This is a genomic window from Variovorax sp. Root318D1, from assembly GCF_001424835.1.
Lineage (GTDB): Bacteria > Pseudomonadota > Gammaproteobacteria > Burkholderiales > Burkholderiaceae_C > Variovorax.
Map to the genome: position 1 here is coordinate 1 of NZ_LMCQ01000007.1, position 17,802 is coordinate 17,802.

The following is a 17,802-nucleotide window of genomic DNA, read 5'->3' on the forward strand; positions in this document are numbered from 1 at the left end:
TCGGGCTGGGAGCTGTACGTGGGCGGCAACGGCGGCATCAAGACGGAGGTGGCGCAGTTCCTGGTGAAGGTGAAGACGGCGGCCGAGGTGATGGAGTACTCGGGCGCGTTCTTGCAGCTGTACCGCGAGGAAGGCTGGTACCTGGAGCGCACGGTGCACTACATCGGGCGGGTCGGGCTGGACTATGTGAAGAAGAAGATCCTCGAAGACGAGGCTGGCCGCAAGGCGCTGTGGGAGCGGCTGCAGTTCGCGCTGGATGGCGAGCCCGATCCCTGGTTCGAGTCGAGCCAGGCATCGGTGGATGTGCGGCAGTTCACGCCGCTCGCGGTTTAAGCGCAAAGCGCAGGATAAAAAATTGAAAAGAAGACTCTTCATTGCTTCGTCCGCGCTGGCCGCGGTGGGCGTGCACGCGCAGGTGGCCGACCTCAACGACGCCATCAACAAGGCGGGCCGCCAGCGCATGCTGTCGCAGCGCGCGAGCAAGGCCTATCTCGCGCTGGCGCAGAAGGTAGAAACGCGCAACGCCCAGCAGGTGCTCGACAAGTCCATCGTGCTGTTTGAAAAGCAGCTGGCCGAACTCAAGGCCTTTGCGCCGAGCCCTGCCATTCGCAGCACCTACGACGCACTCGACGGCGCCTGGGGCGAGTTCAAGCGCGAGCTCACCGGCCCAACGGCCGGCAAGGAAGAAGCCGTGCGGATCGTCAAGCTCGACGCCGCCGTTCTCGCGCTTGCGCACCAGGGCACCACGCAGTACGAAGCTGCCTCGGGCAAGTCCGTGGGCCGGCTGGTCAACATCGCTGGCCGGCAGCGCATGCTGTCGCAGCGCATGGCCAAGTTCTACCTGGCCGGTGCGATGCAGATCGACGCGGCCGGCAGCACGGCCGAGATCGCCAAGGCACGAACCGAATTCCTGGCCGGCCTGGACACTCTGCGCAATGCGCCCGAAGCCACCGCGCAGATACGCCAGGAGCTGGTGCTGGCCGACGCGCAATGGATGTTCTTCAATCGCGGGCTCCAGCGCCTCGAAGGCGCCGGCACCTCGCCCGCCCTCATGTCCGACGTGTTCGTGACCAGCGAAAACATGCTGGCCATCATGGACCGCGTGACGGGCCTGTATTCCGACCTCAAAACCTAGAGACCCCCATCATGAGTGAATGGAAAACCATCTGCCGCATCGACGACATCCCCGTGCTCGGCTCTCGCCGCGTGGCACGCCCGGTGGGCGTGGACGTGGCGGTGTTCCGCAATTCCGAGAACCAGGTGTTCGCGCTGCTCGACCGCTGCCCGCACAAGGGTGGCCCCTTGAGCCAGTGTCCACTGCACAACTGGGCCATCGGGCTGGAAGACGGCTGCGCCAAGTCGCCCGATGAGGGGTGCACCCCCAGGTTCGCGGTGAAGGTCGAAGATGGCCAGGTCATGATGAACGCGCTCGAACTCAAGACGCATGCCATCGATCTGGCTCCGCCGCGCGCCGGCCCCGGCGCCGCAACGGCCGGCAAGCTGGGCGACGAGAGCTTCGACGTGCAGGCGCCGCACGGCAGCTAGGCGCACAACAAGGCATCGACCCATGGAAGAAACTCGCTCCACCTGCCCCTACTGCGGCGTGGGCTGCGGTGTGATCATCGAATCCGACGGCGCGCAGATTACCGGCGTGCGCGGAGACCCCGACCACCCGGCCAACTTCGGGCGCCTCTGTACCAAGGGCTCGACACTGCATCTCACGGCCACGGCCACGGTCACGCGCCAGACACGGCTGCTGCAACCCATGCGGCGCGCCGCGCGCGGCGGCGAGCCGGCGCCCATCGGATGGGACACCGCGCTCGATGGCGCCGTCGACAAGTTCGAACAGGTCATCCGCGACCACGGCCCCGACGCCGTGGGCTTCTACGTCTCGGGGCAGTTGCTCACCGAGGACTACTACGTCTTCAACAAGCTCGCAAAGGGCCTGATCGGCACCAACAACATCGACACCAACTCGCGCCTGTGCATGAGCAGTGCGGTGGCGGGCTACAAGCAGACGCTGGGCGCCGACGCGCCGCCGGCCTGCTACGACGACCTGAAGCACGCCGAGTGCCTTTTCATCGTGGGCAGCAACGCCGCGTGGGCGCACCCGATCCTGTTCCGCCGCATCGAAGATGCGAAGGCTGCGAACCCCGGCATGAAGATCATCGTGGCCGACCCGCGCCGCACCGACACGGTCGAGATCGCCGACCTGTTCCTGCCGATCCAGCCCGGCACCGACGTGATGCTGTTCAACGGCATGCTGCACCTGATGCTGTGGGAAGGCTGGACCGACAACGGCTACATCGCGGCCCACACCAACGGCTTCGATCCACTGAAAGCCACGGTGCGCGAATGCACGCCCGACAAGGTGGCGCAGATCTGCGGAATTTCGAAGGAAGACCTGCTTGCCGCGGCGCGCATGTTCGCGACCTCGCCGGCCACGCTGAGCCTCTACTGCCAGGGCCTCAACCAGTCGTCGAGCGGCACCGCAAAAAATGCTGCGCTGATCAACCTGCACCTGGCAACCGGCCAGATCGGCAAGCCCGGCGCAGGCCCTTTCTCGCTCACCGGCCAACCCAATGCGATGGGCGGACGCGAAGTGGGCGGCTTGGCCAATCTGCTGAGCGCGCACCGCGACCTGGCCAATCCGGCGCACCGGGCCGAAGTGGCGGCGCTGTGGAACCTGCCCTCGGTGCCCGAGAAGCCCGGCAAGACCGCGGTCGAGATGTTCCAGGCCGCAGCCGATGGCGAGATCCGCGCGCTGTGGATCGCCTGCACCAACCCCGCCCAGTCGATGCCCGACCAGGCCACCGTGCGCCGCGCCCTGGAGCGCGCCGAATTCGTCGTGGTGCAGGAAGCCTTTTCAACCACGTCGACTTGCGCCTTCGCCGACCTGCTGCTGCCCGCAACCACCTGGGGCGAGAAGGAAGGCACCGTGACCAACAGCGAGCGTCGCATCTCGCGCGTTCGCCCCGCGGTGGCGGCGCCCGGCGAGGCGCGTCACGACTGGTCGATCGCCGTGGACTTCGCGCGCCGACTCGAGCAGCGGCTCGGCCGCGCTCCCACGCTGTTTCCCTACGACTCGGCCGAAAGGGTGTGGAACGAGCACCGCGAATCCACGCGCGGCCGCGACCTCGACATCACCGGCATGAGCTACGCGATGCTCGAGACCGCGGGTCCGCAGCAATGGCCGCTGAAAGAAGGCGAAACCACCGGCCGCGCCCGCCTCTATGAAGACGGCATCTTCCCGACGCCGGACGGGCGCGCGCGTTTCGTCGACACGGTCTACAAGCCGGTGGCAGAGGCGCGCGAAGCGCGCTATCCGTTCTCGCTCAACACGGGCCGTTTGCGCGACCAGTGGCACGGCATGAGCCGCACGGGCACGGTCGGCCGGCTCTTCGGCCACGTGGCCGAGCCCGTGGTGCAAATGAACGCGCAAGACATGGCGCGCCGCCAGCTGACCGACGGCGACCTGGTGCACCTCACCTCCAAGCGCGGCTCGATCCTGCTGCCCGCGCGCGCGAGTGCCGAGATCGGGCTGAGCCAGGCCTTCGTCGCCATGCACTGGGGCGAGGAATACCTGAGCGGATGCTCGTCGACCGGGACGCCGCTGGCGGGCATCAATGCGCTGACCTCCCCGGCCTACTGCCCCACGTCGAAGCAACCCGAGCTCAAGCACACGCCGGTCAAGATCCTCAAGGCCGAATTGCCGTGGTCGCTGCTCGCCATGGCGTGGCTGCCGCCCGAAACGGCGCTGGCCGCGCACCAGGCGCTCAAGCCGCTGATGGCGATGTTCCCGTTTGCCACCTGCGTGCCGTTCTCGGGCAACACCCCGGGCGAGGAACGCAGCGGCATTTTGTTTCGCGCCGCAGCGCACGACGCACCGGCGGACGAGCTCGTCGATCGCATCGAAAACCTGCTCGGCCTCGTCGGCAGCGATGCCTTGCGCTACGCCGACCGCCGGCGCGGTCAGCGCCGCGTGGCACGGCTGGTGCGGCGCACCGATGGCAACGCCGGCCTGGAGGCCTTCCTGCTGGGCGGCGACACCAGTGCCGAAGCTTGGATCGGCACCCTGCTGCGGGAAGAAATCCCGGCGCAAACCTATGGCCGCCTGCTGCTGTCGCCGGGCGCCCGCGCGCCCGTGGCGGTGCAGTCGCGCGGCCAGCCGGTGTGCACCTGCTTCAACGTGACCGACCTGGCGATCCGGGCCGAGCTGGGCCGCTGCAGCGGCACGCCCGAGGAACGGCTGGCTTCCCTGCAGGGCGCGCTCAAATGCGGCACCAACTGCGGCTCATGCTTGCCCGAACTCAAACGCATGGTGCGGGCCACTCCCGCCGAAACCGCGGTGGAGGGTGCATAAGCCGCCTTGCTTTCGGGCATAAGCATTGCGGGACAATCCGTGCACCCATGGGAATCAGCCAATACATCAAGGAAATCGGCCGCGGCGCGCGAGGCGCCAAGCCGCTGACGCGCGAACAGGCCACCGACCTGTTCGGGCAGGTGCTGGACGGCACCGTCACCGACCTGGAGATCGGCGGCTTTTGCCTCGCGATGCGCATCAAGGGCGAAACGCCGGAAGAGATGGCCGGCTTCCTCGACGCCACGCACACCAGGCTCAACCACCTGCCCGCCGCCGACCGCCCGCTCATCGTGCTGCCGAGCTACAACGGTGCGCGCAAGCTGCCGGTGCTCACGCCGCTGCTGGCGCTGCTGCTCGCCCGCGAAGGGCTGCCGGTGCTGGTGCACGGCAGCGCCACCGAAACATCGCGCGTGCTCGCCTCGAACGTGCTGGAGGCATTGGACGTGCCCCAGCTCACGACGATCAGGCAAATCCCGTCCGGCGAAGTGGGCTTTGCGCCGACCGAGCTGCTCAACCCGGCCCTCAAGCGGCTGCTCGACGTGCGCCGCGTGGTGGGCCTGCGCAACCCTGGCCACAGCGTGGTCAAGCTGATGCAGCCGACCACCGGTCCCTGCGTGATCGTGGCAAGCTACACCCATCCGGAATACGCACGCACCATGGGCGAAACCTTCGAGCTCATGGGCATGACCGCCCTGCTCTCGCGCGGCCTCGAGGGCGAAGTGGTGTCCGACCCGCGCCGCACCGCGCAGATCGACGGCTTCGTGCGCGGCGTGCGCAGCGAACTGCAGGCCCAGGCCACGGGCACATCGAGCGAGGTGCCCGGCCTGCCGAAAGAAATCGACGTCGCGACCACGGCCGAGTACACGCGGCGCGTATTGAACGGCGAGCTTCCCGTGCCCGAAGCCATCGCCACGCAGGTCAGGCACATCACGCAACTGGCGTCCCACGCATGAACAGACCGATCACTTCGTTTGCCACCGGAAGCTGCACGCTGGTGGGCGCCGGCCCCGGCGACCCCGAGTTGCTCACCATCAAGGCTGTCAAAGCAATTCAGGCCGCGACCGTGCTGCTGGTGGACGACCTCGTGAGCGAAAGCATCCTGGCCTCGTACGCCCGGCCCGGCGCGCGCATCGTCCACGTGGGCAAGCGCGGCGGCTGCAAGAGCACGCCCCAGGCTTTCATCGAGCGGCTCATGATCACCGCGGCGCATGAAGGCGAAACCGTCGTCCGCCTCAAGGGCGGCGACCCCTTCATCTTCGGCCGCGGCGGCGAAGAGGTCGAGCACCTGCGCGAAGCCGGCGTCGAGTGCACCGTGATCAACGGTATCACCGCCGGCCTCGCGGCCGCCACCTCGCTCGGCGTGCCACTCACGCACCGCGACCATGCGCAGGGCGTGGTGTTCGTCACCGGCCATGCCAAGACTGGCGCCGGCGCGCACGAAGACGCGACCGACTGGCGCGCGCTTGCGGCCACGGCGCACAACGCACGGCTCACGCTCGTCATCTACATGGGCGTGGCGGGCGCTGGCCACATCGAACGCGAACTGCTGCAGGGCCTGCCCGGCGACACGCCGGTGGCCGTGGTGCAGCATGCGAGCCTGCCGCAGCAGCGCCACATCACGACCACGCTCGACCGGCTCCAGGCTGGCATTGCCGAGGCCGGACTCGCGAGCCCCGCGGTGATCGTGGTGGGCGACGTGCTGCGCGGGCTGGCCGCGGCGGCGCTGCCGGTGGGCACCGACGCGGGCCGCTTCGGCACCTGAGCAGCCGTCAGAAGGAGAAGGCCCGGGCCATCCGCGGACAGCCCCGGGCGCAACGCGCTGGCACCAAGATGTGGCATGGAGCGTGCTTAACGCCAGCATGCCCGTTTTTCGATCGCTTTCGGCGTCCGTCGCTCACCCATGAACGCAGTCGCCGCGCTTCCGCCCGCCGCCGTTGAAATCGTTGCCCTAAGCAAGCGCTACGCCGCAGGCACGCCGGCCGCCGTCGACCGGATCGACCTGCGCATTGCCAGCGGCAGCTACTGCTGCCTGCTGGGCCCTTCGGGCTGCGGCAAGAGCACCACGCTGCGCATGATCGCCGGCCACGAGTCGGTCACGAGCGGCGACATCCTGCTGGACAACCGCAACATCACGAACCTGCCCGCGGCCGCGCGCGGCACGGCGATGATGTTCCAGAGCTTTGCGCTGTTCCCGCACCTGTCCGCAACGGACAACGTGGCCTTCAGCCTCAAGATGAAGGGCGTCGGCAAGGCCGACCGCCAGAAGCGTGCGCGCGACCTGCTGGAACGCGTGGCCATGGGCCACCTGGCCGAACGCAAGCCCGGTGAACTCTCCGGCGGACAGCAGCAGCGCGTGGCGCTGGCGCGCGCGCTCATCACCGAACCGCGCGTGCTGCTGCTGGACGAGCCGCTGTCGGCGCTCGACCCCTTTTTGCGCATCCAGATGCGCGCCGAATTGCGGCGCTGGCAGAAGGAACTGGGGCTGACTTTCGTGCACGTCACGCATTCGCAGGAAGAAGCGATGGCGCTGGCCGACACCATGGTGGTCATGAACCACGGGGTGATCGAGCAGGTCGGCTCGCCGCACCAGATCTACAACCACCCGGCCAACGAATTCGTGGCGCGCTTCATGGGCGGGCACAACGTGTTCGACACGCCCGCCGGGCCCATCGCCGTGCGCAACGACCACATGCGGATTGCTCCGGCTTCCGATGGCGCCGCCTCCGGTGGCCTTGCCGCGACGGTGACCGACGTCGAATACCAGGGCACCTACGTGCTGCTCGGGCTGGCGCTGCAAGCCACCCCGCCCGGCCGCCAGAACGTGTCGGTGCTGATGGGCGAAGCCGCCTTCCTCGCGAGTCCCTACGCACAAGGCGAAACGGTTCGCCTGTCCTGGGCCGAAGCCGATGCACGCGCGCTCGCTGCGCCCCCGCAAGCGCCGCCGGCTATTTCTATCCCCGTTCCCTCACCCGCCACTTTCCACACGGAGGCTCTTTCATCATGACCGACCCCATCGACTCGTCCGCCGGCGTCCAGCGCCGCACCCTGCTGCAAGGCACCGCCGGCATCCTGGCCACGGGCATCGCGCCCTTCGTGCATGCGCAGGAAAAAATCGTGCTGCGCTACCTCGGCACCGCGGTGAACCAGGACAAGGCGATTGCCGAGAAGTTCAAGGCCGACACCGGCATCGAGATTCAGTACGTGGCCGTGACCACCGACGACGTTACCAAGCGCGCCGTGACCGCACCCAACAGCTTCGACCTGATCGACACCGAGTTCTTCTCGCTCAAGAAGATCGTGCCCACCGGCAACCTGAAGGGCATCGACACCAAGAAGATCAAGAACGCGGACAAGATCACCACGCTCTTCACCAAGGGCGAAGTCGGCGGCAAGGCCGTGGGCGACCAGGGCACCGCACCCAAGAAGGTGATCTATCTCGAAGGCGAGAAATCGAAGAAGTTCGCTACCTCGCCCACGCAGTTCATGTCGCTGATTCCCACGGTTTACAACGCCGACACGCTGGGCATCCGCCCCGACCTGATCAAGCGGCCGATCAGCTCCTGGGCCGAACTGCTCAATCCGGAATTCAAGGGCAAGGCCGCGATCCTGAACATTCCGTCCATCGGCATCATGGACGCGGCAATGGTGGTGGAGGCCAAGGGCATCCACAAGTACAAGGACAAGGGCAACATGACCAAGGCCGAGATCGACCTGACGATCAAGACCCTGATCGAAGCCAAGAAGGCCGGCCAGTTCCGCGCGCTGTGGAAGGACTTCAACGAGTCCGTCAACCTGATGGCTTCGGGCGAAGTGGTGATCCAGTCGATGTGGTCACCCGCCGTCACGGCCGTACGCACCAAGGGCATTGCCTGCAACTTCCAGCCGCTCAAGGAAGGCTACCGCGCCTGGGCCGCGGGCTTCGGCCTGCCGGCCACGCTGTCGGGCAAGAAGCTCGACGGCGCGTACGAATTCATCAACTGGTTCCTCGACGGCTGGGCCGGCGCCTACCTGAACCGCCAGGGCTACTACAGCGCGGTGCTCGACACGGCCAAGGCCAAGATGGAAGCCTACGAGTGGGCCTACTGGATGGAAGGCAAGCCGGCTTCGCAAGACATCAAGAGCCCGAACGGCGACCTGCTGGCCAAGGCCGGCGCGGTGCGCGACGGCGGCAGCTACGAACAGCGCATGGGCGGCATCGCCTGCTGGAATGCGGTGATGGACGAGAACGAGTACATGGTCAAGAAATGGAACGAGTTCGTTGCCGCCTGACGCTGTGAGCGCTCCAACCGCCAGCGCGCATGCACCCAGCCCGTCCGTCCACGCCGTGAAGGCATGGTGGCAGGCTGCGCCATTCGCGCTGGTTTTCTTGCTGTTCTTTCTAATTCCACTGGCGCTGATCGCGATGGTCAGCCTGTGGAATTTCAACGAGTACGAGTTGATCCCAGCGGTGACGCTGCGCAACTACGCGAGCTTGTTCGAAGGCTGCTCGCAGCTCACCGACAACGGCGACCTGTGCGTCACGCTCAACACCTACCTGAGCACCTTCAAGTTCTGTCTGTTGGTGTGGGGCATCACGCTGCTGATCGGTTTTTCGGTGGCGTACTTTTTGGCGTTCCACGTGCGCTCGTCGACGATGCAGACGGTGCTCTTCGTGCTGTGCACGGTACCGTTCTGGACCTCCAACGTGATCCGCATGATTTCGTGGGTGCCGCTCTTGGGGCGCAACGGTCTGGTCAACCAGATGCTGGCGGGGCTCGGCCTGGTCGACCATCCCGTGGAGTGGCTGTTGTTCTCCAATTTCTCGGTGGTGCTCGCCTTCGTGCACCTCTACACGATGTTCATGATCGTGCCGATCTTCAACAGCATGATGCGCATCGACCGCTCGCTGCTCGAAGCCGCCAGCGACGCGGGCGCCTCGGCCTTTCAAACGCTGTGGAACGTGGTCGTCCCGCTGTCGCGAACCGGCATTCTCATCGGCTCGATCTTCGTCATCACCATCGTGATGGGCGACTTTGTCACCATCGGCGTGATGGGCGGGCAGCAGATCGCATCGATCGGCAAGATCATTCAGGTGCAGACCTCGTATCTGCAGTTTCCGCTGGCCGCGGCCAACGCGATGATCCTGCTGGCGGTGGTGCTGATGATCATCTGGGGGCTGACGCGGATGGTCGATATTCGCAAGGAGCTCTGAGATGAAGCCTTGCTTGTCTGTTCGTCCCGTTGTGCATGAGGAGCCTTGTTCGGGGGGCGCTCCCGCCGACGGGGTACCTTTCTCCGCGAATGTCCTCCGGCCTGCGGCCTCCCCCTTTATTTCGCTGCGCAAGGCACCCCGCCAGCGGGATCGTTGGGCAGTGCGGCAGTTGATCCAGCAGAACAAGCGCAGCGCTCGGTGTGCACAGGGCGCCGGGTGCTCCCCGCAGCGAAATAAAGGAGGAGCCGAAGGCGGGGGACATTCGCGGAGGGGAGTGCCCGGTGGCCTTTGCACGCGCCCTGAACACTCCTGAACTGAACGTGAACGCCCCGAAGCAAGGACAACACACATGAGCCAACGCATAGGAGAACAACGCAGCCCAGGCTTCTGGCCATTGGCCATCGTCTTCGCCCTCTTCGTGCTGTTCCTCTACGGCCCGATGATCACGATCTTCATCCTGAGCTTCCAGGGCCCCGAAGGCGGCCTCACATTTCCACTGCGCGGCGTCTCGCTGCACTGGTTCTACAAGCTGGCCGAAGGCCTGGGCACGGTCGACATCGGCGCCGCCTTCAGGCGCTCGCTGGCGCTGGGCGCGGTGGTAATGGGCTTCACCGTGGTGCTCTCGGTGCTGGCCGGCCTTGCGTTCCGCAAGAAGCTCGCGGGCAGCAACGCGCTGTTCTTCGTCACCGTGGCGAGCCTCATCATGCCGTCGATCATCATTTCGCTGGGCATCGGCCTGCAATTCCGGCTCATCGACACTGGGGTCAAGAGCCTGCTCGAGGCCATGGACGCCACCACGCTGCTCGAAGGCTACGGCACCGCGCTCGGCCTGTTCAGCTCCGCGCTCGGCGCCCACCTGACGTGGACCCTGCCCTTCGGGCTGCTCATCATGTTCGCGGTGTTCAACCGCTTCAACCCGGCCTACGAAGAGGCGGCGCGCGACCTCGGTGCCTCGCCGTGGCAGACCTTCCGGCATGTGGTGCTGCCGCTGATCGGGCCGTCCATCGTCGGCATCGGCATGTTCGGCTTCACGCTGTCGTGGGACGAGATCGCCCGCACCTCGCAGGCCATTGGCGACGTCAACACGCTGCCGCTCGAGTTGCAGGGCCTGACCTCGACCGTCACGACGCCTTCGATTTATGCGCTCGGCACGGTGACCACCGTCGTGTCCCTGCTCGTGATGGCCGTGGCACTGGGCACGGCCGCGCTGCTGCGCCGCCGCGCCGTTCGGCCACGCTGACGCCACAACCGCACACGAGGCCGAGAACGCCGCGTGCCCCGCCTACCCCGTTCGGTCGACGTGAGAGTTTTCCTACAGCCGCCTAAAATCTCGCGCAACAAGACACAAGCGAGAGAGAGGCGGGCATGCTCGACATCGAGAAACTCAATGAATTCACCCAGACCCACGGCGAGCTGCGCCGCGGTCGAGGCCTCGTCACGGGAACCATTGCGCTGAGCCTGGGCATCCTGTGCTTCCTGGGCGTGCTGGCGTTCCACTTTCCGCAGTACCTCACAACGCCCGAGCTGCGCAAGAGCTACAACGTCGACGTGATGCGCTTCATCCTGCTGGCGGCCATGGTGGTTTCGGGCGGGCTGGCGCTGGTGAACATCATTTTCAACCGCTCGCGCTGGCTGTCTTCGGCCGCGTTCCTGCTGGTGGTGGCGGCGGCGCTGCTGGGCGGGCACAAGGTGCCGGTGAACGACTTTGCCGACAACACGCCCTACATCGGCCTGGACTGGTTCATCCTCGACCTGCTGGGCTCGTCGCTGATCTTCATCTTCATCGAGAAGCTCTTCGCGCTGCGCAAGGACCAACCGGTTTTTCGCGCCGAATGGCAGACCGACTTCCACCATTTCGTGGTGAACCACATGATCGTGGGCTTCGTGCTGCTGGCCACCAACCTGATGGTGCACAAGTTCTTCGGCTGGGCGGCCAACGACGGCATTCGCGGCTGGGTGGGCAACCTGCCGTTCTGGGCCGGGCTGCTGCTGATCGTCCTGGTGGCCGACCTGGTGCAGTACTGGACCCACCGCGCCTATCACGAGGTGCCAGTGCTCTGGCGCCTGCATGCGGTGCACCACAGCGTGAAGAGCATGGACTGGATGGCGGGCTCGCGCCAGCACATCCTCGAGCTGCTGATCACGCGCACGCTGGTGCTGGCGCCGATCTACGTGTTTGGCTTTTCCAAGGAAGTGATCGACGCGTACATCGTGGTGGTGGGCTTCCAGGCAGTGTTCAACCACTGCAACGTGAGCGTGCGGCTCGGGCCGCTGCGCTACATCATCGTGACGCCCAACTTCCACCACTGGCACCACAGCCAGGACGTCGAGGCGCTCGACAAGAACTATTCGGCGCACTACGCCTTTCTCGACTATCTCTTTGGCACCGCAGTGAAGAGCACCAAGCTCTGGCCGGAGAAATACGGCGTGCTCGGCGACTACGTGCCCAACGGCTTCTTCAAGCAGTTGAAGTTCCCCTTCGTCTGGAAAGGATGATGCGCCGCCATCTCCGCGCGGCGGTGCTCGGCGCTGCCGCATTGCTGCTGCTCTCGGCCTGCGCCACCCGCGTCGACCTGCCGTCCAAGGACACCAGCTTGCGCCTGCGCGTGCAGAGCTCCGTCATCGCCCCCGGCAACGGCGGCGAGCTGATCGCCGCCGATGCGCTGCAGCCCGGCGACATCCTGCTGACCTCAATTGCCACCGTCAATTCCTTCGGCATCCGGCTGGGCACTTTCTCACCCGTGAGCCATGCGGTGCTGTACCTGGGCGACGGCCTGATCGCCGAGGCGGTGGGCACCGGCGTGCGCGCGCGTCCGCTGGCCGACGTGGTGGACGAAGAACAGATGGTCGTGGCCTTTCGCGTACCCGGGCTCGACACCGCGGGTGCCGAAAAGCTGCGCACCTGGGCCAACTCCCAGGTGGGAATCCGCTACAACACCACCGGCGTGCTGCTGAATGCGCCTTTCGTGCTGAACCGGCGCCTGTGCGAGCTGCCGCTGATTCCCTCGGCCGTCAGCCACTACTGCATCAGCGGCATGGCCATGGTGCAGCTGGGCGCGAGCCGCGACGACCAGTTCTTCTGTTCGCAGTTCGTGCTCGAGGCTTATAGGCGGGCCGGTCTGCCGATCACCAACGCCGACCCGCGCTGGGTGAGCCCGGCCGACCTGCTCCACATGCGCGAGGGCGACGTGCCCTCGATTGCCGCCACGCAGCCGCTGCGCTACGTGGGCCACCTCAAATACAACCCACCGCCCCTGCTGGCGGCCGACGGACCCTGACTGATTTGAGCGCGCCTTTTCGATTCGATGTCGTCGTTGTCGGCGCCGGTGCCGCGGGCCTGTTCTGCGCGGCGCTGGCCGGGCAGCGCGGGTTGAAGGTGCTGCTGGTCGACCACAGCGAGAAGGTGGCGGAAAAGATCCGCATCTCGGGAGGCGGCCGCGCCAACTTCACCAATCGTGACCTCGACGTGCGCGCGCCGCAGCGCCACTTCATCGGCGAGAACCCGAATTTCTGCCGCTCGGCCCTGTCGCGCTATGCGCCGCAGCAGTTCATCGAACTGGTGCAGAAGCACGGCATTGCCTTTCATGAGAAGCACAAGGGGCAGCTGTTCTGCGACGGCCCCTCGCAGCAGATCATCGACATGCTGCTGGCGGAATGCGACGCGGGCAACGCCACGCGTTGGCAGCCGTGCAAGCTCGGAAAGATCGTGTTTTCGGCCTCCAGCGATGACGGGACGAGCGCAGGCAGCTACCAGATCGATAGCAGCAAGGGCCTGATCGAAACGCCCAAACTCGTGGTTGCGACAGGCGGCCTGTCGATCCCGCAGATCGGCGCCAGCGATTTCGGCTACCGCCTGGCCGAACAGTTCGGCCTGCGCGTCGTCACGCCCCGCCCGGCCCTGGTGCCGCTGACTTTCGGCGGCGAAGCCTGGGCGCCGTATGCCGAACTGGCCGGGCTGGCGCTGCCGGTGCGCATCGAAACAGGGGCCAAGAAAGAAAAGATGGCCTTCCTGGAAGACCTGCTGTTCACCCACCGCGGCCTTTCGGGCCCGGCCGTGCTGCAGATTTCGAGCTACTGGAAGCCCGGCACCCCGCTCACGCTCGACTTCGCGCCCGGCGTGGACGTGGCCGAGGCCCTGGGCGACGCCAAGCTCCGCTCGAAGAAGCGCATCGCCAACGAACTGGCCATGCTGGTGCCCTCCCGGCTGGCCGACGCGTGGGTGGGACAGGATCCGGCCCTGCAGCGGCCCGTCAACGAGGCCGCCGACAAAGCCCTGGCCGCCCTGGCCGAGCGCATCGCCCGCTGGCAGATCACCCCCAGCGGCACCGAGGGCTATAAAAAGGCCGAGGTCACGGCAGGCGGCATCGACACCCGCGATCTGTCCTCCCAGACCATGGAATCGAAGCAGCCGGGCCTGTATTTCATCGGCGAAGTGGTCGACGTGACGGGGTGGTTGGGCGGATACAACTTCCAATGGGCCTGGGCGAGCGCACATGCGTGCGCAACCGCGCTATAATCGCGGGCTAACTTTGGCCTCCCCTCAACGGCCGCAAAAATTTTTCAGTTGAGGAACCCCGGCTTGGGGCCTCGATCTCCCCGAGCCAAATTCAGTTCAACGATTCATCAATGACCACCATTCGCGTTAAAGAAAACGAGCCTTTCGACGTCGCCCTGCGCCGCTTCAAGCGCACCATCGAAAAGCTCGGCCTGCTGACCGACCTGCGCGCCCGCGAGTTCTACGAAAAGCCGACCGCCGAGCGCAAGCGCAAGAAGGCAGCCGCCGTCAAGCGCCACTACAAGCGCGTACGCAGCATGCAGCTCCCCAAGAAGCTGTACTGATGCCCGTTGGCAACAGGATCGCCGGCCTTTGACGCAAGTCGGCCCAGCGATCCGATTGCTGCCTCAGCCGCGCCAGGGAAACCTGCCGCGGCTTTTGTTTTTCCCGAACCAGGAGCCCAGAGCATGAGCCTCAAGGAACAGATCACCGAAGACATGAAGACCGCGATGCGCGCCAAGGACTCGGAGCGCCTCGGCACCATTCGCCTGCTGCTGGCAGCCCTGAAGCAGAAGGAAGTCGACGAGCGCGTGGAGCTCGACGACGCCATGGTCGTCGCCATCGTCGACAAGATGGTCAAGCAGCGCAAGGACTCCATCGCGGCGTTCACGACAGGCGGGCGCGCCGACCTGGCCGACAAGGAAGCGGCCGAGATCAAGGTGCTCGAGGTCTACCTGCCACAGCGCATGGGCGCCGACGAAGTGGCTGCCGAAGTGAAGGCCATCGTGGCCGAACTCGGCGCCAAGGGCCCTGGCGACATGGGCAAGGTGATGGGCGCGGTCAAGACGCGCCTCGCGGGCAAGGCCGACATGGGCCAGGTGAGCGCGGCGGTCAAGGCGGCCCTGGCGAGCGCCTGATGCGCAGCGGCGGTGCCGGCGCCACCACCACGATTCCGAAGGCTTGCGCCTGCCTGGTCGATGCCAGGGGCCGGCTGCTGGTGTTCCGCCATCCCGGCGATGGGAACATGCAGCTGCCCAAGGGCACCATCGAGCCCGGCGAATCGCCCGAGGCGGCGGTGCGCCGCGAGCTGCTCGAGGAATCCGGCATCGACCACGTCGGCGAGCTGCAGCCGCTCGGCACCCTGGAGCGCGACTGCGAGGCCGGCGCCGAAGGCCATACGCTACGCCACCCGCAGCTTTGGCACGTTTTCCTGATGCGTGCCGACGGCGCGCTGCCCGAAACCTTCGAGCACGTCGCCATGGGCAGCCCCGAGGAAGACGGCCTGGTGTTTTCGTTCAGCTGGCTCGCGCCCGACGAAGGCATCGAGAACTTCGCCCTGCCCTACAGGCAAGCCATCGCGCGCGTTCGCGCGGCCCTGCTCGCCGCCTGAGGATCGCCGGGGTTCGGGGCTCACCTGGTTCAGGCCAGCGCGTGCGCCACCATGTAGAACCCCAGGAGCGCCAACCCGGCCAGAAAGCAGCGCCGGAACACCGCCACCGACAAGCGCTGGCGCAACCACGTTCCCAGCACCATGCCGGCCAGAGCCGGCAGCAACATCGCCACCGACCCGCCGACCGCCGAAGCGGGATAGCTGCCGTTGCCAGCCAGTCCGATGGCGAGCACCACGGTGGAGGTGGTGAACGAAATACCCATCGCCTGGATCAGCGCATCGCGCTGGAAACCCAGGGCCTGCAGGTAGGGCACGGCCGGTACCACGAACACGCCGGTCACGGCCGTCACCAGACCCGTCGCGGCACCCACCAGCGGCCCCAGCCAGCGCTCGTGCGCCGCAGGCATATGCAGCTGCCGCCCCGTGAGCCCCCAGAGCGCATAGGCCACCAGCGCCGCGCCGAGCGCCACCGAAGCCCAGGCGCCAGCCGGCACCCCGAGCCACAGCGCGCCGCCCAGGGTGCCCACCACGATGCCTGCCTGCATGCCGCCGATGCGCCGCAACACCCGCCAGAAGGTCTCACGCGGCCCGGTCTGCCACAGGTTGGTGACCAGTGAGGGTGCGATCAACAATGCGGCCGCGCGCACCGGCGGCATCCACAGCGCGAGCAGCGCCATCGACACCGTCGGCAGCCCGAGCCCGACCACGCCCTTGATCACGCCGGCCAAGAGAAATACCGCGGCGGCGGCGGCCCAGTGGCCTGTTGCCAGTTCGTTCGAGATCGTCATTGCGGCCCAGTCTGCCGGCCTGGGCCGACGCTGAAAATGCGGCATTCGCGAAGCCAGCCTCAGGCACAGGCTGAGGCTCCCGTGCTACCTTGCGACCTCATCATGCGATTCGATCTCACAGACCTGCGGCTCTTCCTCCACGTTGTGGAGGCCGGGAGCCTGACCGCCGGCGCACAGCGCTCGCACATGACGCTCGCCTCGGCCAGCCAGCGCGTGCGCGGCATGGAAGACGCCCTTGGCAGCCCGCTGCTCACGCGGCACGCGCAGGGCGTGCGCCCCACCGAGGCCGGCCGCACGCTGCTGCACCATGCGCGTGTCGTGCTGCAGCAGATGGAGCGCATGCGGGGCGAACTCGGCGAATACGGCCAGGGCCTCAAGGGCCACGTGCGCTTCATGTGCGGCACCTCGGCGCTGAACGAGCACCTGCCCGAGGTGCTGAGCCGCTTTCTTGCGCAGCATCCGCGCATCTCGGTCGACCTCGAGGAACGGCCGAGCCCGCAATCGGTCGATGCGCTGCGGGCCGGGCTGTGCGACATCGGCATCGTCTCGGACGCGGTCGGCACCGAGGGCCTCGAATGCCACCCCTTCCGCCGCGACGACCTGGTGCTCGTGATGCCGCGCGGCCATGCGCTGGCGGGGCGCCGGCGCGTGCGGCTGGCCGAGGTGGCCGACAGCGAATTCGTCGGGCTGACCGAGGACAGCGCGCTGCAGCAGCTGGTGACGCAGCATGCCCGTGCGCTCGGCAAGCAGTTGGCCTACCGCGTGCGCGTGCGCAATTTCGAGGCCGTGTGCGGCATGGTCGCGCATGGCATCGGCGTGGGCATCGTGCCGCAGACCGCGGCCGCGCGCTGCGCCCGCTCGATGAAGATCGCGCGCGCCAACCTCAGCGATGCATGGGCCGAGCGCACGCTGATGGCCTGCGTGCGTTCATCGGAAGATCTGCCGCTCAACGCTCGTCGGATGCTCGAGCACTTGCTGGCGCCGCCTGAGAAGCCTGCGGCGAAGTAACCTGAACGCGAGGCCGGCTACGGCTCAGCGCGGCTGGAGTGCAAGCAGCTCCGCCATCTTCCGCAGCGCTTCTTCCGGCGTCGGCGCGATGTGGATCGAACAGGCCAGCATCAGGTTCAGCGGCTGGCCGAAGTCTTCCACCGCGATGCCGCTGCCGGTCTCGCGCAGCACCCCGGCCGCATCGGGCGTGCACGGCAGCGCGGCCCGGGCGCGGTCCGCATAGCTGCCCGCGGGCACGCCGTAGGCCACGACCGGAATCCCCAGCGCCACCGCAGCGCCCACCTCGAACACCGTCCCTGAATCGGGCTCCAGGCCGCGGAAGCTTGCGAGGTTGGCCACCACGCCGTCCGCGCCGCGAAGCCGCTGCATGTTGGCCTCGTAGATCTGCTCTTCCGGCGCGCCGGCGCTTGGCTGATCGTTGCCATCGGCCGGCAGCAAGGCCGAAAGCCCCAGCGCATCGCAAGCCGCCGCAAGCCGCACGAAGTGGTCCCTGGCGTCGGGGCGAAAGACGTCCGGGCCCGCGAGGTAGATCTGCGGACGGGCCTGTCTTTCTGGGTCTTGATTCAT

The 17,802-nt window shown here is 66.8% G+C and carries 18 protein-coding genes and 1 pseudogene; 17 read left to right on the forward strand and 2 right to left on the reverse strand.

Going from position 1 to position 17,802, the window contains the following annotated elements; translation table 11 throughout:
• From ASC78_RS07700 to ASC78_RS07775, 16 genes and pseudogenes are all read left to right on the forward strand, one after another.
• A pseudogene (locus ASC78_RS07700) lies at positions 1-333 on the forward strand (nitrite reductase large subunit); the annotation flags it as partial.
• 22 nt (positions 334-355) lie between these two features.
• Positions 356-1,135: a type IV pili methyl-accepting chemotaxis transducer N-terminal domain-containing protein gene (locus tag ASC78_RS07705; RefSeq protein WP_055798824.1), complete on the forward strand. Its 780-nt coding sequence runs from the start codon at positions 356-358 to the stop codon at positions 1,133-1,135.
• A gap of 11 nt (positions 1,136-1,146) precedes the next feature.
• Positions 1,147-1,545: a nitrite reductase (NAD(P)H) small subunit gene (locus tag ASC78_RS07710; RefSeq protein ID WP_055798828.1), complete on the forward strand. Its 399-nt coding sequence runs from the start codon at positions 1,147-1,149 to the stop codon at positions 1,543-1,545.
• Positions 1,546-1,567: 22 nt separating this feature from the next.
• Positions 1,568-4,363, forward strand: coding sequence for a nitrate reductase (locus ASC78_RS07715; RefSeq protein ID WP_055798830.1), 2,796 nt, complete (start codon positions 1,568-1,570; stop codon positions 4,361-4,363).
• 47 nt (positions 4,364-4,410) lie between these two features.
• Positions 4,411-5,316, forward strand: a complete 906-nt coding sequence (gene ybiB, locus ASC78_RS07720) for a DNA-binding protein YbiB (protein WP_055798833.1) — start codon at positions 4,411-4,413, stop codon at positions 5,314-5,316.
• The gene (gene cobA, locus ASC78_RS07725) at positions 5,313-6,125 is read left to right on the forward strand and encodes a uroporphyrinogen-III C-methyltransferase (RefSeq protein WP_055798835.1); all 813 of its coding nucleotides are present in this window, start codon (positions 5,313-5,315) and stop codon (positions 6,123-6,125) included. The genes ybiB and cobA overlap by 4 nt, the downstream gene beginning before the upstream one ends.
• Before the next feature lie 138 nt (positions 6,126-6,263).
• Positions 6,264-7,367: an ABC transporter ATP-binding protein gene (locus ASC78_RS07730; RefSeq protein WP_055798839.1), complete on the forward strand. Its 1,104-nt coding sequence runs from the start codon at positions 6,264-6,266 to the stop codon at positions 7,365-7,367.
• Positions 7,364-8,632 carry an ABC transporter substrate-binding protein gene (locus ASC78_RS07735; protein ID WP_055798843.1) on the forward strand — a complete coding sequence of 423 codons (1,269 nt, stop codon included), beginning with the start codon at positions 7,364-7,366 and terminating at the stop codon, positions 8,630-8,632. The genes ASC78_RS07730 and ASC78_RS07735 overlap by 4 nt, the downstream gene beginning before the upstream one ends.
• 4 nt (positions 8,633-8,636) lie before the next feature.
• Positions 8,637-9,554: an ABC transporter permease gene (locus ASC78_RS07740; protein ID WP_055798846.1), complete on the forward strand. Its 918-nt coding sequence runs from the start codon at positions 8,637-8,639 to the stop codon at positions 9,552-9,554.
• A 349-nt stretch (positions 9,555-9,903) separates the two neighbouring features.
• On the forward strand, positions 9,904-10,794 hold the full coding sequence (locus tag ASC78_RS07745; protein WP_055798850.1) for an ABC transporter permease: 891 nt from the start codon (positions 9,904-9,906) through the stop codon (positions 10,792-10,794).
• Between the two features lie 125 nt (positions 10,795-10,919).
• Complete coding sequence (locus tag ASC78_RS07750; RefSeq protein ID WP_055798852.1) at positions 10,920-12,050, forward strand: sterol desaturase family protein; 1,131 nt, start codon at positions 10,920-10,922, stop codon at positions 12,048-12,050.
• Positions 12,047-12,832, forward strand: a complete 786-nt coding sequence (locus ASC78_RS07755; protein WP_055798855.1) for a YaeF family permuted papain-like enzyme — start codon at positions 12,047-12,049, stop codon at positions 12,830-12,832. The genes ASC78_RS07750 and ASC78_RS07755 overlap by 4 nt, the downstream gene beginning before the upstream one ends.
• Before the next feature lie 5 nt (positions 12,833-12,837).
• Positions 12,838-14,070, forward strand: a complete 1,233-nt coding sequence (locus ASC78_RS07760) for an NAD(P)/FAD-dependent oxidoreductase (RefSeq protein WP_055798859.1) — start codon at positions 12,838-12,840, stop codon at positions 14,068-14,070.
• 110 nt (positions 14,071-14,180) lie between these two features.
• Positions 14,181-14,393, forward strand: a complete 213-nt coding sequence (rpsU, locus tag ASC78_RS07765; protein ID WP_007833691.1) for a 30S ribosomal protein S21 — start codon at positions 14,181-14,183, stop codon at positions 14,391-14,393.
• Positions 14,394-14,516: 123 nt separating this feature from the next.
• On the forward strand, positions 14,517-14,966 hold the full coding sequence (locus ASC78_RS07770; RefSeq protein ID WP_055798861.1) for a GatB/YqeY domain-containing protein: 450 nt from the start codon (positions 14,517-14,519) through the stop codon (positions 14,964-14,966).
• Positions 14,966-15,439 carry an NUDIX domain-containing protein gene (locus ASC78_RS07775; RefSeq protein ID WP_055798863.1) on the forward strand — a complete coding sequence of 158 codons (474 nt, stop codon included), beginning with the start codon at positions 14,966-14,968 and terminating at the stop codon, positions 15,437-15,439. Before ASC78_RS07770 ends, ASC78_RS07775 begins: the two co-directional genes overlap by 1 nt.
• Before the next feature lie 29 nt (positions 15,440-15,468).
• On the opposite strand, the gene ASC78_RS07780 is transcribed toward ASC78_RS07775, so the two are convergent.
• Complete coding sequence (locus ASC78_RS07780; RefSeq protein ID WP_200934282.1) at positions 15,469-16,227, reverse strand: sulfite exporter TauE/SafE family protein; 759 nt, start codon at positions 16,225-16,227, stop codon at positions 15,469-15,471.
• A 102-nt stretch (positions 16,228-16,329) separates the two neighbouring features.
• Here ASC78_RS07780 and ASC78_RS07785 point away from each other — a divergent pair, with 102 nt between their 5' ends.
• Positions 16,330-17,235, forward strand: coding sequence for a LysR family transcriptional regulator (locus ASC78_RS07785; protein WP_055799100.1), 906 nt, complete (start codon positions 16,330-16,332; stop codon positions 17,233-17,235).
• Between the two features lie 24 nt (positions 17,236-17,259).
• Here the strand turns inward: ASC78_RS07785 and ASC78_RS07790 are convergent, their stop codons facing one another.
• Complete coding sequence (locus ASC78_RS07790) at positions 17,260-17,802, reverse strand: nucleoside 2-deoxyribosyltransferase (RefSeq protein WP_055798869.1); 543 nt, start codon at positions 17,800-17,802, stop codon at positions 17,260-17,262.